17 protein-coding genes are annotated in these 17,716 nt (G+C 33.0%); 7 read left to right on the plus strand and 10 right to left on the minus strand.

Features of this window, described 5'->3' with window-relative positions:
- Window positions 1-70: 70 nt before the first annotated feature.
- The 4 genes from ACM55K_RS13185 to ACM55K_RS13200 all read left to right on the plus strand — a co-directional run bounded on the left by ACM55K_RS13185 (window position 71) and on the right by ACM55K_RS13200 (window position 4,571).
- A complete protein-coding gene (locus ACM55K_RS13185) occupies window positions 71-2,257 on the plus strand; it encodes a tetratricopeptide repeat-containing sensor histidine kinase (RefSeq protein ID WP_416850741.1) in 2,187 nt (728 codons plus the stop codon).
- 320 nt (window positions 2,258-2,577) lie between these two features.
- The gene (locus tag ACM55K_RS13190) at window positions 2,578-2,913 is read left to right on the plus strand and encodes a hypothetical protein (RefSeq protein ID WP_416850742.1); all 336 of its coding nucleotides are present in this window, start codon (window positions 2,578-2,580) and stop codon (window positions 2,911-2,913) included.
- 11 nt (window positions 2,914-2,924) lie between these two features.
- Entirely contained in the window at window positions 2,925-3,518 is a 594-nt protein-coding gene (locus tag ACM55K_RS13195; protein WP_416850743.1) for a Crp/Fnr family transcriptional regulator, read from the plus strand.
- Window positions 3,519-3,851: 333 nt separating this feature from the next.
- Window positions 3,852-4,571 (plus strand): pirin family protein, encoded by a 720-nt coding sequence (locus tag ACM55K_RS13200; RefSeq protein WP_416850889.1) that lies wholly within the window; start codon window positions 3,852-3,854, stop codon window positions 4,569-4,571.
- Between the two features lie 239 nt (window positions 4,572-4,810).
- Here ACM55K_RS13200 and ACM55K_RS13205 read toward each other — a convergent pair whose 3' ends face one another.
- The 10 genes from ACM55K_RS13205 to ACM55K_RS13250 all read right to left on the minus strand — a co-directional run bounded on the left by ACM55K_RS13205 (window position 4,811) and on the right by ACM55K_RS13250 (window position 16,064).
- Window positions 4,811-5,725 (minus strand): phospholipase A, encoded by a 915-nt coding sequence (locus tag ACM55K_RS13205; RefSeq protein ID WP_416850744.1) that lies wholly within the window; start codon window positions 5,723-5,725, stop codon window positions 4,811-4,813.
- Between the two features lie 174 nt (window positions 5,726-5,899).
- The gene (locus ACM55K_RS13210; protein WP_416850745.1) at window positions 5,900-7,009 is read right to left on the minus strand and encodes an NAD(P)-dependent alcohol dehydrogenase; all 1,110 of its coding nucleotides are present in this window, start codon (window positions 7,007-7,009) and stop codon (window positions 5,900-5,902) included.
- Between the two features lie 37 nt (window positions 7,010-7,046).
- Window positions 7,047-8,405, minus strand: a complete 1,359-nt coding sequence (locus ACM55K_RS13215; RefSeq protein ID WP_416850746.1) for an aldehyde dehydrogenase — start codon at window positions 8,403-8,405, stop codon at window positions 7,047-7,049.
- 122 nt (window positions 8,406-8,527) lie between these two features.
- On the minus strand, window positions 8,528-9,145 hold the full coding sequence (locus ACM55K_RS13220; RefSeq protein WP_416850747.1) for a cysteine hydrolase family protein: 618 nt from the start codon (window positions 9,143-9,145) through the stop codon (window positions 8,528-8,530).
- A gap of 229 nt (window positions 9,146-9,374) precedes the next feature.
- The gene (locus tag ACM55K_RS13225) at window positions 9,375-10,193 is read right to left on the minus strand and encodes an alpha/beta fold hydrolase (RefSeq protein WP_416850748.1); all 819 of its coding nucleotides are present in this window, start codon (window positions 10,191-10,193) and stop codon (window positions 9,375-9,377) included.
- A gap of 151 nt (window positions 10,194-10,344) precedes the next feature.
- The gene (locus ACM55K_RS13230; protein WP_416850749.1) at window positions 10,345-11,115 is read right to left on the minus strand and encodes an alpha/beta hydrolase; all 771 of its coding nucleotides are present in this window, start codon (window positions 11,113-11,115) and stop codon (window positions 10,345-10,347) included.
- A 188-nt stretch (window positions 11,116-11,303) separates the two neighbouring features.
- On the minus strand, window positions 11,304-12,197 hold the full coding sequence (locus ACM55K_RS13235) for an alpha/beta fold hydrolase (RefSeq protein WP_416850750.1): 894 nt from the start codon (window positions 12,195-12,197) through the stop codon (window positions 11,304-11,306).
- Window positions 12,198-12,506: 309 nt separating this feature from the next.
- Entirely contained in the window at window positions 12,507-13,247 is a 741-nt protein-coding gene (locus ACM55K_RS13240; protein WP_416850751.1) for an SDR family oxidoreductase, read from the minus strand.
- Between the two features lie 24 nt (window positions 13,248-13,271).
- Window positions 13,272-14,675 (minus strand): dihydrolipoyl dehydrogenase, encoded by a 1,404-nt coding sequence (gene lpdA / locus ACM55K_RS13245; protein ID WP_416850752.1) that lies wholly within the window; start codon window positions 14,673-14,675, stop codon window positions 13,272-13,274.
- Window positions 14,676-15,179: 504 nt separating this feature from the next.
- Complete coding sequence (locus ACM55K_RS13250) at window positions 15,180-16,064, minus strand: helix-turn-helix domain-containing protein (RefSeq protein WP_416850753.1); 885 nt, start codon at window positions 16,062-16,064, stop codon at window positions 15,180-15,182.
- 99 nt (window positions 16,065-16,163) lie between these two features.
- Between ACM55K_RS13250 and ACM55K_RS13255 the strand changes: the two genes are divergently transcribed.
- The 3 genes from ACM55K_RS13255 (at window position 16,164) to ACM55K_RS13265 (ending at window position 17,629) form a co-directional block, all read left to right on the plus strand.
- A complete protein-coding gene (locus ACM55K_RS13255) occupies window positions 16,164-16,811 on the plus strand; it encodes a hypothetical protein (protein ID WP_416850754.1) in 648 nt (215 codons plus the stop codon).
- A 46-nt stretch (window positions 16,812-16,857) separates the two neighbouring features.
- A complete protein-coding gene (locus ACM55K_RS13260) occupies window positions 16,858-17,088 on the plus strand; it encodes a type II toxin-antitoxin system HigB family toxin (RefSeq protein ID WP_416850755.1) in 231 nt (76 codons plus the stop codon).
- A gap of 301 nt (window positions 17,089-17,389) precedes the next feature.
- Window positions 17,390-17,629, plus strand: a complete 240-nt coding sequence (locus tag ACM55K_RS13265) for a WaaS/CpsH family glycosyltransferase (protein WP_416850756.1) — start codon at window positions 17,390-17,392, stop codon at window positions 17,627-17,629.
- Window positions 17,630-17,716 lie beyond the last annotated feature (87 nt).

Consider the following 17,716-nt stretch of genomic DNA (forward strand, 5'->3'; position numbering starts at 1 on the left):
TATGGCGTGCAATGCCAATAAAGTTCCCCTATCATTATCCTATGACGAGGGGTATAATGACGGAACCTATTTGCCGGGAGGTGAAATGGTCAATCGAAATAATATTAATGCTGCAAAAAAAATACTTTCAAAATTAAAAAAAATAGATCGTATCAAGTTATTACTTCAGTTAGGCAGTCATTATCTTTTTAAACCCGGAACTAAAAAAAACGATCTTCAAAATGCCTTGGTTTACATTAGAGAAGCCATACAGCTAAGTGATTTTCTTGCGATAAAAAAATGGCAATGGGAGAGTTATATGTTACTGGGGAAGTATTATACCCAAGCAAATAACTTAAACGCAAGTAGAAATGTATTTTTTAAAGTTGTAAATGAAACTAGAAAATCAAAAGACCGAAAAGCTTTAGCTGAAGCTTTGGACAATCAAGGAACTTATCTTCCTAACGAAAATGTGAATAAGGAAAAAATTCTGTTGGAGGCAAGGTTAATTTATAGAGAAGTTAATGAAAAAGAAAAAGAATTAGAAACTCTAATGAAATTGATTACTGTTCATTTCTGGAATGGTAAGATTGATCTTGCCGAGAAAGAGTCTTTAGAAAGTTTAGCATTCCAAAAAAAAATTGGTTTTAAACATAATCACTATACAACAACAACTCTTGCTTATATATTTACACAGAAAAATAATATTGAAAAAGCATTATTTTATGCACTTGAAAGTATAAAAACAATGGAAGCTACAAAAGACACGATTTGTGCTGATAATTTTTATATGCGTCTGGGAACTGTATATCATCAAATGGGACACTATGAAGAAGCTATAGAATTATACAAAAAAAGTATTGATGTAGGCCGAAAAGGTATAAATAGCGGAAGCTGGTATAAAAGTTTTTTAAGCAGTGTCGGGTCGCTTTGTGAAAATAAAAAATACAAAGAAGCACTTAGTTATATGGAAACTATTACTAAAGATTATCCGCCTCAAAATGAATTAGATAAAATGTTTCTCGCTTACATTAAGGCATCTACCTATCAAAATATGGGTATTGTTTCTGCAGCAAAAAAATATTATGATGAAATGGACACTCATGCAAAAAATTTAAACTCACTTGAAACTGCTAGAGACGTTGCATTCTGTTATTCTCAAATGTCATTATTTTATGCCAAAAATGGGCAAGCGGGTAAAGCAAAATTTTATGCTGATAAAGTATTAGCTATTAATCGAGAAAAAAAACAAAACTTTAGTTTTCAGAATTTAGAACTCGCTTTGTTCAAAATTGATTCGCTTTCAGGAAAATACCTTTCTTCAATTGGGCATTATCAAAAATACAATCAAATTAATGATTCTATCTATAATACTGATAAAAACAAACAGATTGAGGAATTAAAAATTCAATATGAAACGTTGAAAAAAGAACAAAATATTAAAACATTAAAAGTTCAAACGAAATTACAGCAAAGCAAATTAGACAAATCAAGCCTTTTAATCAATTTATCTATCTGGTCAATCATATTACTTCTTATCATTATTAGTTTATTATACAATCGTTACCAATTAAAACAAAGGAATAATTTAAAACTTGAGATAAAAGAAAAAGAGATTGATCAAAAAAACAGTAATCTACAGCGTTTACTTGACGAAAAAGAATGGCTTGTAAAAGAAATTCACCATCGCGTAAAAAACAATCTTCAAACAGTTATCAGTTTGCTAAACACGCAATCCGCTTATCTTGATGACGAAACGGCTTTATCTACTCTAAAAAGTAGTCAACACCGAATACATGCAATGTCACTTATTCACCAAAAATTATACATGTCTGAAAATGTTTCGACAATAAACATGCCTGTTTATATTAAAGAATTAATTGAATATTTAAAAGATTCATATAATCTGAGACAACGTATTCGCTTTGAAATAAAAATCGAACAACTTGAATTAGATGTCGCTCAAGCAGTTCCTTTGGGATTAATTATAAACGAAGCTGTTGTTAATTCTATAAAATATGCATTCCCAAATAATCGAGAGGGAATAATAGCTGTAACACTCGTACCTCTTTCAGTTAATCGTTATTTACTTACAGTGCACGATAATGGAATTGGTATTCCTATTGCGTTCAACCAAAAAAAAATAAATACCTTCGGCATGAGTTTAATCAAAGGATTAAGTGATGACTTAGACGGTACTTTTTCGATTGATAATAATAACGGTACTTTATTAAAACTATCCTTTGAAAAAGATAGTTTAAGCAGAAAAAATAGTTAAACTGGTATTGCCTGATGGATTCAAAATATCTAGAAGCTGTAAAAAAAAAAAATCTCTCTACAAATCCCTAAAAAACAATCGAACTTAATCAAATAAGTTTTCTGAAGAAACTTAAAATTTAAATTTTGGTTTAATTTTGCTGAAAAATATTCACAAAACGAGTTTTTGATAACTCTAATTTATTCCATTTTACTATTTTCACATCAGACACTTGTTTTATTTTTAACCATTTAGCAGCTATCTAGCAGCTTATTTCTTGTTCTAGTTTAAGAATAATTGATTAATTATGAATTAATTTTGTTACTTTAAATTAAGAGGTTATGAAAAAAATTAATTTTTTGATACTTGGTAAAAATCAGTCCATATTAGATATTTTAGTACGACTTGTAAATGCCAACGATGATTGGCATGCAATTGGCTTTAGTGACGAAGAATTTGCTAAAGACTATTTCCAACAAAATACACTTGATTTTGTATTGTTAAGTTCTGGCATCGATGCAGAATCTGAAATAAAAATGCGCTATTTTTTTATTTCTCAACAACCTGAAATTGAAATTATACAACATTATGGTGGAGGAAGTGGATTACTTCGATGTGAAATTCTGGAAATTTTAGAACAACAAAGAAAAAGAAAATTATCTGAAAATCAACTCTAGTTTTTTAATCCATGAATTCTATCAATATGTTTGAAACAATTAATAATAATATTTGTAAAAATGGCGAATTTACACCCGCTGAAATCGACTATTTCAATACTCTATTACAGTATAAAGAAGTGCCTAAAAAGACATTATTATTACAAGAAGGTGAAATTTGTAACTTTGAAGCGTACATAATAAAAGGATGTATCAGAAAATATTACATCGATGAAAATGGGTTTGAAGTAATTTTACAATTTGCTATAGAGGATTGGTGGATAAGCGATATTTCTAGCTTTCATGAAAAAAAACCAAGTAACTTATTCATAGAGACACTCGACGATTGCAAATTACTTATGTTAACGCCAGAAACCAAAGAAAAACTTTTACATAAAGTTCCAAAATTTGAACGCATTTTTAGATTATTGGTTCAACGAAATCTTTCCTCTATGCAAAACAGGCTCATAAATACAATAGCAAAAACAGCAAAAGAAAAGTATGTAGAATTTATAAAACTCTACCCAAGTATACCTCAGCGCGTAGCACAGCATTATATAGCTTCCTATCTTGGAATTTCAGCAGAATTTTTAAGCAAAATTCGAACTAAACTCGCTAAACAATAAGTTTTACTTATTCTCCATTTTATTAATTTACATTAATTTACAATCTAATTTTTATCTCGAAATTATTGTAAAACATGTTTTTTATTATAGAAAAACCATTCGTTTCTTGTCCCAGTTCAATGCAAAGGAATTGAAACTGACCGTAATTTGTGTCTTGAATTATAAACTCTAACAGTCATGGATAGAAAAGACTTTATTAAGAAAGGATTATTTGGAACTGGAATGTTCGCTGCAACAGCGGCTTTTGGAAAAATTATGCAAAATGATATTGATGAAATTCAACCTCTAGAAATCTTAGGTTTTAATCATTTGCCAAATTCAGAATCACTGATTATGGAAAATACGATTTTACATAAAGCTAACACCAGAGGTTTGGCCAATCACGGTTGGTTAGAAAGCCATCAAACCTTTAGTTTTGCGAATTATTATAATCCGGAAAGAATGCACTTTGGAGTGTTACGAGTATTGAATGACGACAAGGTTGATGCTGGAATGGGTTTTGGGACGCATCCTCATGATAATATGGAAATCATCAGTATCCCATTGGAAGGTGATTTGGAACACAAAGACAGTATGGGAAATACAACCGTAATAAAAAATGGAGATATTCAAGTAATTAGTGCCGGAACAGGAATTTTTCATAGCGAATTCAATAAAAATAAAGATCAGCTAGTGAAATTTTTACAGATTTGGGTCTATCCCAATAAAAAAAACATAGCGCCACGGTACGATCAAATCACATTAAATAAACAACAAAGAAAAAACAAATTTCAACAAATCCTTTCACCGAGTCCGGACGATGATGGTGTTTGGATTCATCAAGATGCTTGGTTCCATCTAGGAACATTTGATCAAAATAATAGTTCTGAATACAAGGTGAAAAAAGCAGGAAATGGCGTATATGTATTTATCATTAATGGTTCTGCTTCGATAGAAGGTCAAAAATTAGGCCTCCGTGATGGTTTCGGGATTTGGGATACCCAAAAATTCACCATTACTTCCAATGAGGATGCAACAGAAATATTATTGATGGAAGTTCCAATGTCAATGTAGTACCAGAGTAAATTTAAATTAATTACGGATCAATTTGGAACTCTGCTATAAAAACCGGAGGTGTCCCTTGATGAAGAAATTAAATTTTGAATTATAATTCATCGAACAATTAGGTAATTATTAATGAAGGAAAAAGCGTTGTCGGTATTTGTCAAAATACTTGCAGCGCTTTTTTTATTAATCATGAAAAACAACTACCGTTTATTTGAAACATAAAAATGAGTTTGTGAATACTATTTCTATAATGTTCCCGAAAACACAATCCCAATTCCTCCAATAGTATGAATTTGATCATAATCAATCATAGCATCTCCATATCCGGGAAAAAACTGAAAATAACCTTTTAGATTTCCATATATAGGAAAAGCCCAATCAACTTCAATACTACCATAATTATTATCGCCGTCAAATCGTAAAGAATGCTGTGCCTTTAATGTCAATAAATGTTTATTTAGTCTATAATTAAAAGTGGCATCAGCTCTCCCCATATAATCTTCAATATCTGAATTTTCTGTAATTTCAGCTGCTACCCATGTCCTAACAAGTAGACTCCATTGCTTATCCTCAAAGCCAGCATGCATTATAAATCGGTTCCAACTTCGCGTGAATTTATGACCTTCTCTTCCATTTGACTGATGATTAAATCCAAACCCAAGCATTTTAGCCTTCAATCCTAAAAAATTAAATTTAACGGGATAATTAAAAATAATTTCAGGTTCATAATTAGTTTCCCTAAAAGGTCTTGAGTATTCACCATTATAAACTTGCCAATAGGATTTTTGAGTATAACCCATCCATAAAGCTCCATTTCCAAAAATTCTTTGAATTAATTTCGTCTTGAAACTGAACTGCATAGTAGCTTCTATATTGTCTAATTGAATTGGATCATCACTTGTAACTTCATCAACCGGCACTTGTTCAAAAGGAACCTCACGTCTATGGCTGGAAAATCTGAATAGCAAAACGTAAGTAGGCTTATAGGCCGTTATTAAAAAGGTTCCACTAGTAATTTCAGGTTCTAATTCCCATATTTGTGAGAGCGTTTGATAAGCATCATGTTTTTTAAAAATCGACGATGATTGCGCCATTAAAGAAGAGACTGTAAATAAAGAAAGGACTAGTATCTTTATCGTTTTTTTTAAATAATTTTTCATGATCGTTTTTTTCAAATACCATAAAAGCAATAAAGTTAATTCCTATTCCGCTTATCATAATAGGATTGGATCGGTTAATTTTGATCGACAACTATTAATCTAAGGGATTTGTTCATGCAACTGCAACATTATCTGCACAATTTCTTTACCAGAACTTTCTTCTTTTTTCTACTACTAATCTTGTGGCATCCTTATAACTGCTTTCAAAGTTGCACCACTTTCAGAATCTGCCACAGCCTGATTGATATCTTTGAGTTCATAGAATTTAATTAGCTTATCAAAAGGAAACAATCCATTTTTATATAATTCTATCAGTCGCGGGATTAATATATCAGGAACACTATCACCTTCATTTACGTATTGTATTGATTTCCCATTACCAAATGCCCCATAGTCAATTTCTAACTTACTCACAGATGGTACTGCTATCAATGCACATTTTCCCATATATCTTAATGATGCAACAGCCTGATTTATTACCTCATTACGGCCTGTTGTATCTATAGAATAATGGACACCGCCAGTGAAAACATGCTCATTGATATATTCCGAAACTATATGTATTTTACTGTTTATTGTGTGTGTCGCACCAAGGCTTTTGGCTAACTCGAGACGGTTATCATGGATATCTACGGCAACTATGGTCGTACATCCCGCTGCTTTTGCTGCCATTAGAGCTGCCAATCCTACTGGACCCACACCAAAAATAACAATGGTTTCACCAGCCACAGGAGAGAGAACATTCAGTACAGTGCCTGCTCCCGTCTGCATACCACAACCCAGAGGACCAAGTATTTCCAAAGGCACATCCTCAGAAACCTTAACTATATTTCGCTCCGATGTAAGGGAATAGGTAGCAAAAGAAGACTGACCGAAGAAAAAGCCGCTGACGTCCTTTCCATGATCATCATGATACGGACAGGATCCGTCATGTCTCGCTCTAGGTAAGTTTAAAGCCCAAAGGTCAATACAATAGGAAGGATGTCCTGATAGGCAATACTCGCATTGTCCACAACTTAAAGGTGCCAGGACCACCCGGTCACCTATTTTAACTTTAGTTACATTACTTCCTACAGATGCTACAAAACCCGCTCCCTCGTGTCCGAGAATTACCGGAAAACGAGCAGGGATATGTTGGTCTCGTACCGACAGGTCTGTATGACACAATCCTGTAGCCAAAACTTTAACCATAACCTCATTGGGTTGAAGCGCGCTATCGACTTCTATATTTTCTATCTCAAATTGCTTATGAGGCTCATTTAAAACTGCAGCTTTTATTTTCATCTTATAATTGTTTTGGAACTCTTGCTGTTAGCAAAGATCAAGCGACAACTGATTTCAACATTTCTAATTTTTCATCTGTATATGGAGAATATTTTACATCCGGGTCTGGAGTTACTTCTTTATCAAGTATACTTTTGTAATGTGAAAATGCCCTAAAACCTGCTTCTCCATGATAATTGCCTATACCACTTTCACCAACACCTCCAAACGGAAGTTCACCATTCGCAATATGCATCACCGCCTCGTTAATGCATCCTCCTCCGAAAGATACCTCACTCATTACCTTCTGCTTGATGTTTTCATCCTGTGTAAACAGGTAAAGGGCAAGAGGTTTTGGTCTTTGCTTTATTTCTGCAATCACATCATCCAAATTATCAAACGTTAAAATAGGCAGAACTGGTCCAAATATCTCTTCCTGCATTACTTTATCATTCCAAGTAACATTGGTAAGAATAGTGGGCTCGATAAAGCGTTCAGCAATATTGTAATTACCGCCGATATAAACTTTTTGCTTATCGATTAATGATGTTACACGTGAAGTATTTCTTTCATTGATGATGCGCACATAATTGTCATTTTCCAGTTTATAATCCATCGCTTGCATCTCTTCTGAAACTTTTTGAAGAAATTTTTCTTCAATACTTTTATGAACGTATACGTAGTCTGGCGCTATGCAAGTTTGCCCCGAATTCAGGAACTTGGCCCAAAGCATTCTTTTAACGGTGATGTCTAAATTACTGTCCTGCATAAAAATTGTCGGACTTTTGCCTCCTAGCTCTAAAATTACCGGCGTTAGGTGCTTTGCTGCCGCCTGGTACACTATCTTTCCTACCGAAACGCTTCCCGTAAAAAATATAACATCAAATTTTTGCTCCAATAAAGCAGTCGTTTCAGGTATGGCTCCTTCTACTGCTGTAAAATATTGACTGTCAAAATTCTCATTTATCAGCTTTGTGATTAAACTACTACTATGAACCGTAAGCTCACTAGGTTTAAGAATAACTGTACATCCCGCAGCCAGGGCTCCTACAACTGGGCCTAGAGTAAGCTGGTAAGGATAATTCCAGGGACCTATCACTAGGCTTACTCCTAATGGTTCCGGCATGATATAGCTCTTTGCTGGCGCGTTTAAAAGATTGGTTTCAATAGGCTTTATCTTGGTCCACTCTTCCAAATTCTGGAGAGCGACTTTAATTTCATCGTACACCACATAGAGTTCTGTCAGAAAAGTTTCAAATTTACCCTTGCCATAATCCTTGCGTAGCGCCTCATTCAGTAATTCTTCATTGGATTTTATAAGGCTTTCGAGTTTCTTTAATTGTGTAATACGAAAACCGACTGGTTTGGTAGCATTACTGTTAAAATAATTTAGCTGAAGTTTTACTAGTTCTTCCATAATGTTGTTTATAAAATAAAAATAATTTTGATTTTTTTAGGTAAAAAGCGACTCCGTCGGGTTACTCTTTTCAATAGGAGGATAACTACTGCAATCCCCCTGTTGAAATAATTTTCATATATTTAGGGCTTAGGAGTATTCAAAAATTCTTCGGTAGATAACATCGCATGTCCATAATTTGGAAAAGTAGTTTCTACTGTGACCCTAATTTCTTCCCAATTAAATGCTCCGATACCATCTTTAATCAGGGTCACATGGTATCCTAATTCTACACCATATCTAGCTGTTGAATCGATACAAGTATTTGCTCTCATACCTGCAAGTACTATGCGTTCTATATTATGCATCTTTAATAGAAAATCAAGATCGGTATTGGCAAAGCCGCTTCCCGTCCAATGGTTTTGAGCAATAATATCACCCTTGGCCGCCAGAAGTTCCGGATGAAACTCAGCACCCCAACTACCTTTTTCGAATAAGACAACGTTTTTACTTCCTTGGTGTGAAGGTGAAAGAAATCTCCAATTTAAATAATCTCCTTCAGCTGTGTGATGGTGTGGAGCATAAATAATTTGTATTTTTCGCTCTCTGGCTCCCGCAATTAATTTCTTAAGGTTTTGCACCAAATGAATACCCTCTACTGTTTCTTTCGTCAAAGGATAAAATTTACCTCCTTCAGAAAGAAAATCATTGAAAGGGTCAACGAGTATTAAGGCTGTTTTTGAATATGTACTTGCATCCATTTTTTTAATTTTTAATTAATTAGTAATTTCAAATAATATATTAGTTTTCCAAAAGTGCATCAACAGTTATAGTAGTATGAGCACTTAGCTTATAGGATAATTTTTTCTGCATCTTTAACAGCAGACTTAAATTCTTCTTCAGCAATCCCAACGATTTTTGTCTTTAAAACCAAAAGGAATTCTGTAATGGTTACCTCATCAAAAGGGTCAGCTAGTTAAAATCGGATACTCAGGATTCAATAAAATCTAAAATATCTGAATTAATAGTTGGTGCATCAGTTGTTGGCATTCCGTGACATAAACCTGGATATGTAATTAATTTTCCATTTTTCAAAAGCTGAGCAGCCCTTAAAGCTGTAGTGGCATAAGGAACAATTTGGTCATCTTCGCCATGCAACACAAGTACCGGTATATCAACACTTTTTAAGTCTTCGGTAAAATCGGTTTCCGAAAATGCCTTTATACAGTCAAAATGAGCCTTAATACCACCCATCATTCCCTGACGCCACCAATTATCTTGAATTCCTTTTTTTACGTTAGCTCCTTCTCTATTGTACCCGTAAAACGGAAAAGTTATGTCCTGGTAAAACTGTTGTCTATTATTAGCCGTATTAAAACGAATATCATCAAACACTGCTAATGGAACTCCGCTTGGATTGTTTTCGTCTTGAATCATATAAGGGGTTACTGCACTTATAAGTACTACTTTCGCGACCTTATTTTTGCCATATTTTGCGACATATCGGATGGCTTCACCGCCACCGGTTGAATGCCCTATGTGTATGGCGTTTTTTAGGTCTAAAAACGCTGTAAGTTCTGCAACATCTGCTGCATAGGTATCCATTTCATTGCCTGCATATGTTTGTGTAGATCTTCCATGTCCGCGTCTGTCATGTGCAATTACTCTAAATCCCTGATCTAAGAAAAACATCATTTGTGCATCCCAATCGTCAGCAGACAAAGGCCAGCCATGATGAAAAAAAATGGGTTGTCCTGTTCCCCAATCTTTGTAATAAATTTCTGTTCCGTCTTTTACTATAATCTTCATTTTACTTTCTTTTAATGGTTAGTAATGATTTAAAATTGAATTCGCTTTATTTACTATTTGATCGTAAAAACCAATCTATTTTTTCCCGAACTTGCATCAAACTAGCAATAAAGTCACTTGTCTAAATCACCTAAGTCGCTTGCAAAAAAATTCATAATTTCTCATACCAATCTAAAATATAGTCTGCCACCATTTCCCATCCCTTTTCTCCACAGATGAAGTGACTTTTGCCCTGAAAAATCTTCAAATCAACATGACTTTTTTTATCTTTATATTTATGTGCCAAAGTTGTTGTAAGAGATGGTGGAAAAATATTGTCGCTACCGCCACCAATAAATAAAATCGGTTCGTGCGGCTTACTAAAATCAATGTTAGAGAAAGAGTTCAAAACTAATTCACGACTTACTTTAAAGCTTTCTGGCACTGCAAAACGGTCATAAGCATTCGCTCTTTCTCCTGCTGGCAATGTGTTGAAAAAACATTTATTATACCACTCGCGACTGCCCATAAAATAATCTTTGGAAGACAAAAAGCCAAATCCAGGTAGTACTGCTTTTAATGTTGCAAACGGAGGAAATACATTCTTTGGCGGTGCACCGTGTACACTTACTGCTGCTGCTACCTTACCCATTTCCAACAATTTCATTGCTGCCATACCTGCCATTGAATGCCCGATAACTAATGGTTTTTCAGGTAAGCTGTTAATCAGTCGCAAAATGTTGTCAACCACGTCTGTGAACCCTGTTTTAGTAAGGTCAGGGTGAACTCGGTTTCTTAAATCGGCAGGGGTTCCTTCGTGACCAGGGTTATCCGGTGTGTAAACAGTATAACCCTTTTCTTCATAACGGTTTTTCCACTTTGCCCAACTTGCACTGTTTACAAAGTTTCCGTGTATGAGAATAATGGATTTTGATTTTGTCATAATATTAAATATTTAAAGAGTAATTGAGGTTTATAAAAATTGCACACAACTTCCAAATTAGTTTCAATATGTGAGCAAAGTAACTTGTATCTGATTCAAAATAAAATTTTCCAATTTTCCAAAACATAATGATTTACAAAGTCAACAGTTACAAATACAATTGTTTTCATTACTGTGTCTTCCTATATTTAGTATTTAATTTTTTGAATAAAATTATCAATATAACTGGCTACCATTTCGGGATACTGATGATGAGGACCATGACCGGTTTGCGGAATAGTTATAAGCTGTGTGGTTGGCAATTTTTGATTCAATTCAAACCAGTTTTCCGGTGGAAAACATATTTCATGATGAGCAGAGATTACCAATATAGGAATTTTTGTGGTCATCAATTTTTGTCTTGCACCATACGGATCCTTTTCATAATCGTCATGACACTTACCATAAAACTCCCATAATTCTGGTTTTACTTTAGGATCTTTATCCTTTCTTTGGGCTATTCTTTCATGACTTTTTATTGCCGCCTCTCTACTTATTTTTGATGTGGGATCAAAAAACAAGATTGTCTCATGTTCCACTGTATAATCAGGTATATAAGCTGTATTTAAGAATATTTCTTCTAAAGGATAATTAACTTTTCCAGGTGGTTTTGTTCCTATGAGAATAGTATGTGAAACCCTTTCCGGAAATTCCGTTGTCACAATTTGTGCGACCCAGCCTCCCAATGACCATCCACCAACAATAAACTTTTTAATTTTTAAGGCGTCGGCCAAATCCGTTACATCCTTTGCAAAACCTAAAATATCACTGTGTGGATTACCTGTTGAGGATGCCAGTCCTTTATAATTAAAAGTTATCACTTTATACTGCTTCGCCAGTGCATCCAAAAAAGCAGGATCCCAATCATCAAGATTAGCCCTGAAGCGTGGACAAAGAATTAATGGATCTCCTGTTCCTATAGAACGATACGCTATTTTATGATCCCCAACTTCTGCAAATTGTGTTTTAGACTCACCGGCAATCAGATCAACTGCGCCGGCACTTAAAGAACTGAATAGTAATAATAGATTTCGATTTTTCATGATAGATCATTTTTAAATAAAACATTATTGGAGTTATGGATACTGGTGTTAAAGACTATTCTTCTATTGGGATAAGGCCATTATTTATATATTGATTATTATTGGGCAAATATGTAGTATTTCTAAACGTCAAAACTCATATCATAATCTGGGTATATCATTTAGAATCCAAGTTTTAATGACTTTTTAATCACTATTTCATCCCAAATTTTATTTTAAATATTAAATGTGTAACTTAAACCTAAATCATTTAAACTAGCAGATGAAAAAATGGTTTTCACCTTTCCGATTGTATTAAAAATTACATTATTATGTCGGATTCATCATTGCCAATGCTTTTTCTGGTGATGAAAGATAAAGTTGATAAAAATCTGCCGTTTGCCCAACATGTACTTCATATTCATTATTTTGCAATGCATCCAAAACATTTTGAGCTACTATTGTTGGACTCATTCCTGTACTTCCTCCTATATCTGCCGAAAAACTAGTATTAACTAAAGGGGGCATTACTTCAAAAACTTTGATTGAGGTAGATTTTTCTAAGGTAACCCGTAAAACCTGTGTATAAGAATGTAAAGCTGCTTTACTTACTGAATAACTTGGCAGAACCATGCCTGGCGCAAAAGCGGCAATAGAAGAAACGTTTACAAAAGCGGCCTCTTTTTGTTTTTCCAAAAGCGGTAACAATTTTTCAGTCAATCGTACAATCGAAAGATAATTCGTCAGAATCTCTTCACTTGCTTTTTGAAAAGCATTTGTATTTTCATCGGTTAACTTATAATAATGAGCCAAGCCTGCATTGTTTATTACAATATTCAAGTCAGGAAAATCCTTGTTCAGTTTTTTGACTAAATTAGTAACATCGTTCTCGTTGTTGATATCCGAAACTAATGCTGTTGTGTTTCCAATTTGGGCAGCGGCCAAGTTTAGTTTTTCTGCATTTCGACCAGTAATAATGACTTTATTATTCTTTGAAAATAATTTTGCCATTTCGAATCCAATTCCGGAACCTCCTCCAGTAATAAGGATAGTGTTGTTTGTAGTTTTCATAGTACTTTATTTTTGATGGAAAATTTAAATATTTAGTGCTCCTTGTCCAGATGCAATAAGATAAGCTTCTTTCAAAGCCTCAGAATAAGTCGGGTGTGCATACGAAATTCGAAACATATCTTCATCAGTCACTTCATATTCCATCCCAATTACACCTTGAGCAATCATATCAGCAGCTCTAGGTCCAATAATGTGAATCCCTAAAATTTCACCGTACTTAGGTTCTGAAATTACTTTAACAAAACCATCTTTTTCCATCGCAGCTCTCGCTTTAGCGTTAGCAGAAAAAGGAAATTTGCCAACACGGTACTCTTTATTCTCGTTTTTCAGTTCTTCTTCAGTATATCCAACCGACGCTACCTCTGGCCAGGTATATACCACCCCAGGAATTAATTTATAATTGATATGCGGTTTTTGCCCGTTAATTGTTTCTACAACAAAAACACCCTCCTCTTCTGCTTTATGAGCCAACATAGCACCAGCAATCACATCTCCAATAGCGTAGATATTATTTTCTTTAGTTTGCAATTTGTCATTGGTTACTATTCTTCCTTTATCATCTAATTCTATTGCTGTATTTTTCAATCCTAATTCTTTAGTGTATGGGTTTCTTCCAACTGCGACCAAACAGTAATCAGCAGTAATTTCCTGAACAGTATTCGATTGATCTAAATAATGGACTGTTACATTCTTACCATTATTAACTGCGGATTGCACCTTATGGTTGAGCAGAATTTTTATCTCGTTTTTAGAAAATATTTTTTTGAGCTCCTTACCTAATTCTTTATCCATAGTAGGAATCAAACTATCTGCATATTCAATAATGGTGACTTTTACTCCGATACGGGCATAAATAGAAGCCATTTCAACTCCAATTACACCTCCGCCAATCACAACAATGCTTTGTGGTTTTTCAGTTAGTGAAAGTGCTTCAGTTGATGTAATAATTCTTTTTTTATCAATTACAACTCCAGGAATAGTAGCGGGTTTTGAACCAGTTGCTATTATAAAATAAGTAGCAGTAATAGTAGTTTTCTCGCCATTTTTGGTAACCTGAATTTCTTTATCATTTAAAAAGGAGGCTGTTCCTTCAATAACCTGAATTTTATTTTTGTCCATCAGGTAATTCAGTCCGGAAATATTCTGCTGCACTACTTCATTTTTGCGCTTCATTAATTGTGCAAAATCTAATCGAAGCCCGTCTACTTCTATTCCAAAACTCTTGAATTTCATTGTTGCTGTATGAAAATGTTCGGTACTGTCTAATAATGCTTTAGAAGGAATACAACCAACATTGGTACATGTTCCTCCTAAAGTGTTATATTTTTCAACAAGAACCGTTTTATAACCTAATTGCGCCGCTCTCACTGCAGCAATATATCCGCCGGGACCAGAGCCAATAACTACTATGTCAAAATTTATTTCCATTGTTAGAATTTTTTAATATTTATTAATTCTTTATGACAAAAAGTACAGTAAATTGTAAATGTATTTCACTCATCGTAAAATCAAATAAATAACTATTTATATAATTATTTACCTTTTACATCAATATCGCAGAAAAAGAACCAAGGACTATACCAAACACATAAACAACTAATTAACAGCGCTTTAAGTGTAATTTATGACATTATCTATTAGCTATATTTCGCTAATTACCGTCGTTGTCGTGATATATAGAAAAACGAATTCGCCCTAAAGCAAATTAAATAAGAAGAAGTAAATTATTTTTTTGATGTAAAAATCAACAATTGATGAAGATCCGGAGACAAGAACTAGTACAGAAAGACTATTGTTTCCAAAATGATAAAATAAAAATTCAGGGATGGGTCGTGTCATTATTTTAAAGAGTTAGATCTTGTAAAAAAAATATAAACGATTATAATCCAAATTGTAAATTGATGTGCTTATTTGAAAAAAATCATCATAAATTTAGAAAGTAGCCCCATAGACCTTAATAAATTCGGCAGGAGTTTTGCCACTTTTCTTTTTGAATAGACGTGAAAAATAAGAAATATCAGTATATCCCATTTGTTCGGCTATTTGAGATATAGAGTAAGTCGAGTAGATTAGCATGCGTTTTGCTTCAAGCATTACTCTGTCTATAATTAAATCAGATGTTGATTTATCCAAACACTCTTTGCATATTCTGTTCAGCTGTTTGACACTTACAAACATCATATCAGCGTATTGACTAGGGGATTTTAAGCTTTTAAAGTTGGCATCAATCAAATCCTCCAATTTTCGGAGCTTTATAAGATAATTTTGATTTTGCTTATCTATTTGTTCAATTGGCAAATACAGCCGAACCAAATCAATGTACAACAATTCTACCAAAACAAATATCCGGCTAAATTTCATTAGATATTGGTTTCTATATTCCTGAATGATTTCTTCAAAAATTGCGCATTCTTTCTGTAGCGAATTATTACTCAACATAATTGTAGGTGAATTATAGATCGAACAATAAAAGGGGTAATCCTGTAACTTCCTGAAAGAAAAATTTAATTCAAAGAAATCTCTGGTATGAAAAAAAACATATCCGTCTATATCATCAGATAAAACCCACGTATGACCCTGTCCTGGTGAAAGCATAAATATAGTCCCTGGCTTTACATCATATTGGATAAAATCAACCCAATGCGTTCCACTTCCTCTTGTACAAAGTGCAACTAAGAAAAAATCATGCCTGTGCGGGTTAGAAATAAAACCATGCTGTTTTAAATGATCACTAAATTTATTTGCATAAAAATCCTGCTCATTACCTAAATGCTTGAATTTCTCAATGTTATAATTGGGAAGTGTACCTTTTTCCATATTCAAATATACAAAAAAGTCCAAATTGTCCTATAATTAGTGCTATTGATTATTTCATAAAAAACTGTTTTAAAGGAATTTTGCATTTAAATTTAAATTATGACAAAAGACCCTGTTGAGGAATCAAACCTTATTGATACTACGCGTCATCTAGAAAAAAACCTTCATGCATTTTATGAAAGTACGAAATCCATTCGTTTTTTTTTATCAGTAGATCATACCGTACTATTTTTTAATAAAAAAGCCCTTGAACAAATGCTCCCTTTATTTGGAAAAAAGATAAAAGCAGGAATCACTATCAGCAAACTCTTAAAAAAAAGTGATCTGAGAGAAGACTTTATTTTGCTTTTTAAAAAATCTTTAAATGGTGACCATATCACTTCGGAATATTTAATCGGTCCTTCTGACCACCAAGTATGGTATAAAATAGACTATCATTCTGTAATGTATGACTTGAAAACAATAGGGAGTTCAATATCAATCCGAAATATCAACGATCGAAAAAGAAAAGAGAGCATTATTCAACATCAAAACGATATGTTGCAGGATATTATTTTCAACCAGTCCCATATCGTTAGAGCACCAGTTGCTAATATTTTAGGATTGATAGATCTTTTGGACAAATCTAAATTATCAAAAAAAAATAAGGAAGTAGTACATTATCTTGAAGTCTCTGCTAAAAATTTGGACGATATAATCAAAAAAACAATCGATACTGCCTATGACTCCAAGATAAAAGTTATCTAATTCCTTTTAAATAAAATTATATAGGTTAGCATAATAAATTTCAGAAATGATTTTTAACAATTTTAATGAACTAAAGAAAGTTTATGGAAATGCAAGTATTGTAAACAATAAGAGGATTGTATTTAATATCAAAGGAAATGACTATAGATTAGTTGTATCGATTAACTTTCAACAACAAACTTGTTATTTAATATGGTTCGGAACACATAAAGAATATGATAAAATCAATGTGGAAACGATTGCTTTTGATACCGTACTAAACTTTATAAAAAAATAATTATGAACTGGAAAGTATTAAAAACTGAAGAAGATTATAAAAGATGATACGATTCAAAACAATGAAATTGCCAATAAAGTTTTTACTATTTCTTCCTATGATCGTAGATTCCCTTTTTTTAGAGAAGTGGGCCAACTATTTATTTTAAAATTCTATTTCTTTTCAGTTTATAATTAAAAAAGACAAAATATTTCACCATAATAATATTGAAATTATCAATTAATACTTACCTAATAGTGATGTAAAAAAATAATTGCCCGTAGTTTAGTTTTGGTCGATATTCAAAAGGAAAATATGCGGATTGAGTTTTCGTATTTTTGAGGCCTTTGGCTACAAGAGAAAATTAATTACTAATAATCATGATATTGTTGCGTGTAATTTTTATAATGAGAATAATATTTTTATAATTTCTGATAAAAATTATGAAATTCCACTTGGTTTTTTCGAAACAAAATATCTTGAAATAGCTCCTGAAATTCTTGAAAGATATAAATTGGAAAATTGGATTTTACAGGTTTTTGGAATCGATTATGATTCATAAAATTTTTAGGCTTTTTTTTTAGTTTTTATTTTTAACAAAATCAATTAGTAATGTTAAAATTAATTATACTCACACAATAAATGACTT

The sequence above is a fragment of the Flavobacterium arabinosi genome, from assembly GCF_048158725.1.
GTDB classification, from domain to species: domain Bacteria; phylum Bacteroidota; class Bacteroidia; order Flavobacteriales; family Flavobacteriaceae; genus Flavobacterium; species Flavobacterium arabinosi.

Bases quoted from the DNA above. Each gene is read 5' to 3' on its own strand.
- ACM55K_RS13240 (WP_416850751.1), bottom strand. From the start codon at position 13,247: ATGAAAACTACAAACAACACTATCCTTATTACTGGAGGAGGTTCCGGA.
- ACM55K_RS13255 (WP_416850754.1), top strand. From the start codon at position 16,164: ATGACAAAAGACCCTGTTGAGGAATCAAACCTTATTGATACTACGCGT.
- ACM55K_RS13205 (WP_416850744.1), bottom strand. From the start codon at position 5,725: ATGAAAAATTATTTAAAAAAAACGATAAAGATACTAGTCCTTTCTTTA.
- ACM55K_RS13235 (WP_416850750.1), bottom strand. From the start codon at position 12,197: ATGAAAAATCGAAATCTATTATTACTATTCAGTTCTTTAAGTGCCGGC.
- ACM55K_RS13210 (WP_416850745.1), bottom strand. From the start codon at position 7,009: ATGAAAATAAAAGCTGCAGTTTTAAATGAGCCTCATAAGCAATTTGAG.
- ACM55K_RS13190 (WP_416850742.1), top strand. From the start codon at position 2,578: ATGAAAAAAATTAATTTTTTGATACTTGGTAAAAATCAGTCCATATTA.
- ACM55K_RS13250 (WP_416850753.1), bottom strand. From the start codon at position 16,064: ATGGAAAAAGGTACACTTCCCAATTATAACATTGAGAAATTCAAGCAT.
- lpdA (WP_416850752.1), bottom strand. From the start codon at position 14,675: ATGGAAATAAATTTTGACATAGTAGTTATTGGCTCTGGTCCCGGCGGA.
- ACM55K_RS13230 (WP_416850749.1), bottom strand. From the start codon at position 11,115: ATGACAAAATCAAAATCCATTATTCTCATACACGGAAACTTTGTAAAC.
- ACM55K_RS13225 (WP_416850748.1), bottom strand. From the start codon at position 10,193: ATGAAGATTATAGTAAAAGACGGAACAGAAATTTATTACAAAGATTGG.
- ACM55K_RS13220 (WP_416850747.1), bottom strand. From the start codon at position 9,145: ATGGATGCAAGTACATATTCAAAAACAGCCTTAATACTCGTTGACCCT.
- ACM55K_RS13200 (WP_416850889.1), top strand. From the start codon at position 3,852: ATGGAAAATACGATTTTACATAAAGCTAACACCAGAGGTTTGGCCAAT.
- ACM55K_RS13260 (WP_416850755.1), top strand. From the start codon at position 16,858: ATGATTTTTAACAATTTTAATGAACTAAAGAAAGTTTATGGAAATGCA.
- ACM55K_RS13195 (WP_416850743.1), top strand. From the start codon at position 2,925: ATGAATTCTATCAATATGTTTGAAACAATTAATAATAATATTTGTAAA.
- ACM55K_RS13215 (WP_416850746.1), bottom strand. From the start codon at position 8,405: ATGGAAGAACTAGTAAAACTTCAGCTAAATTATTTTAACAGTAATGCT.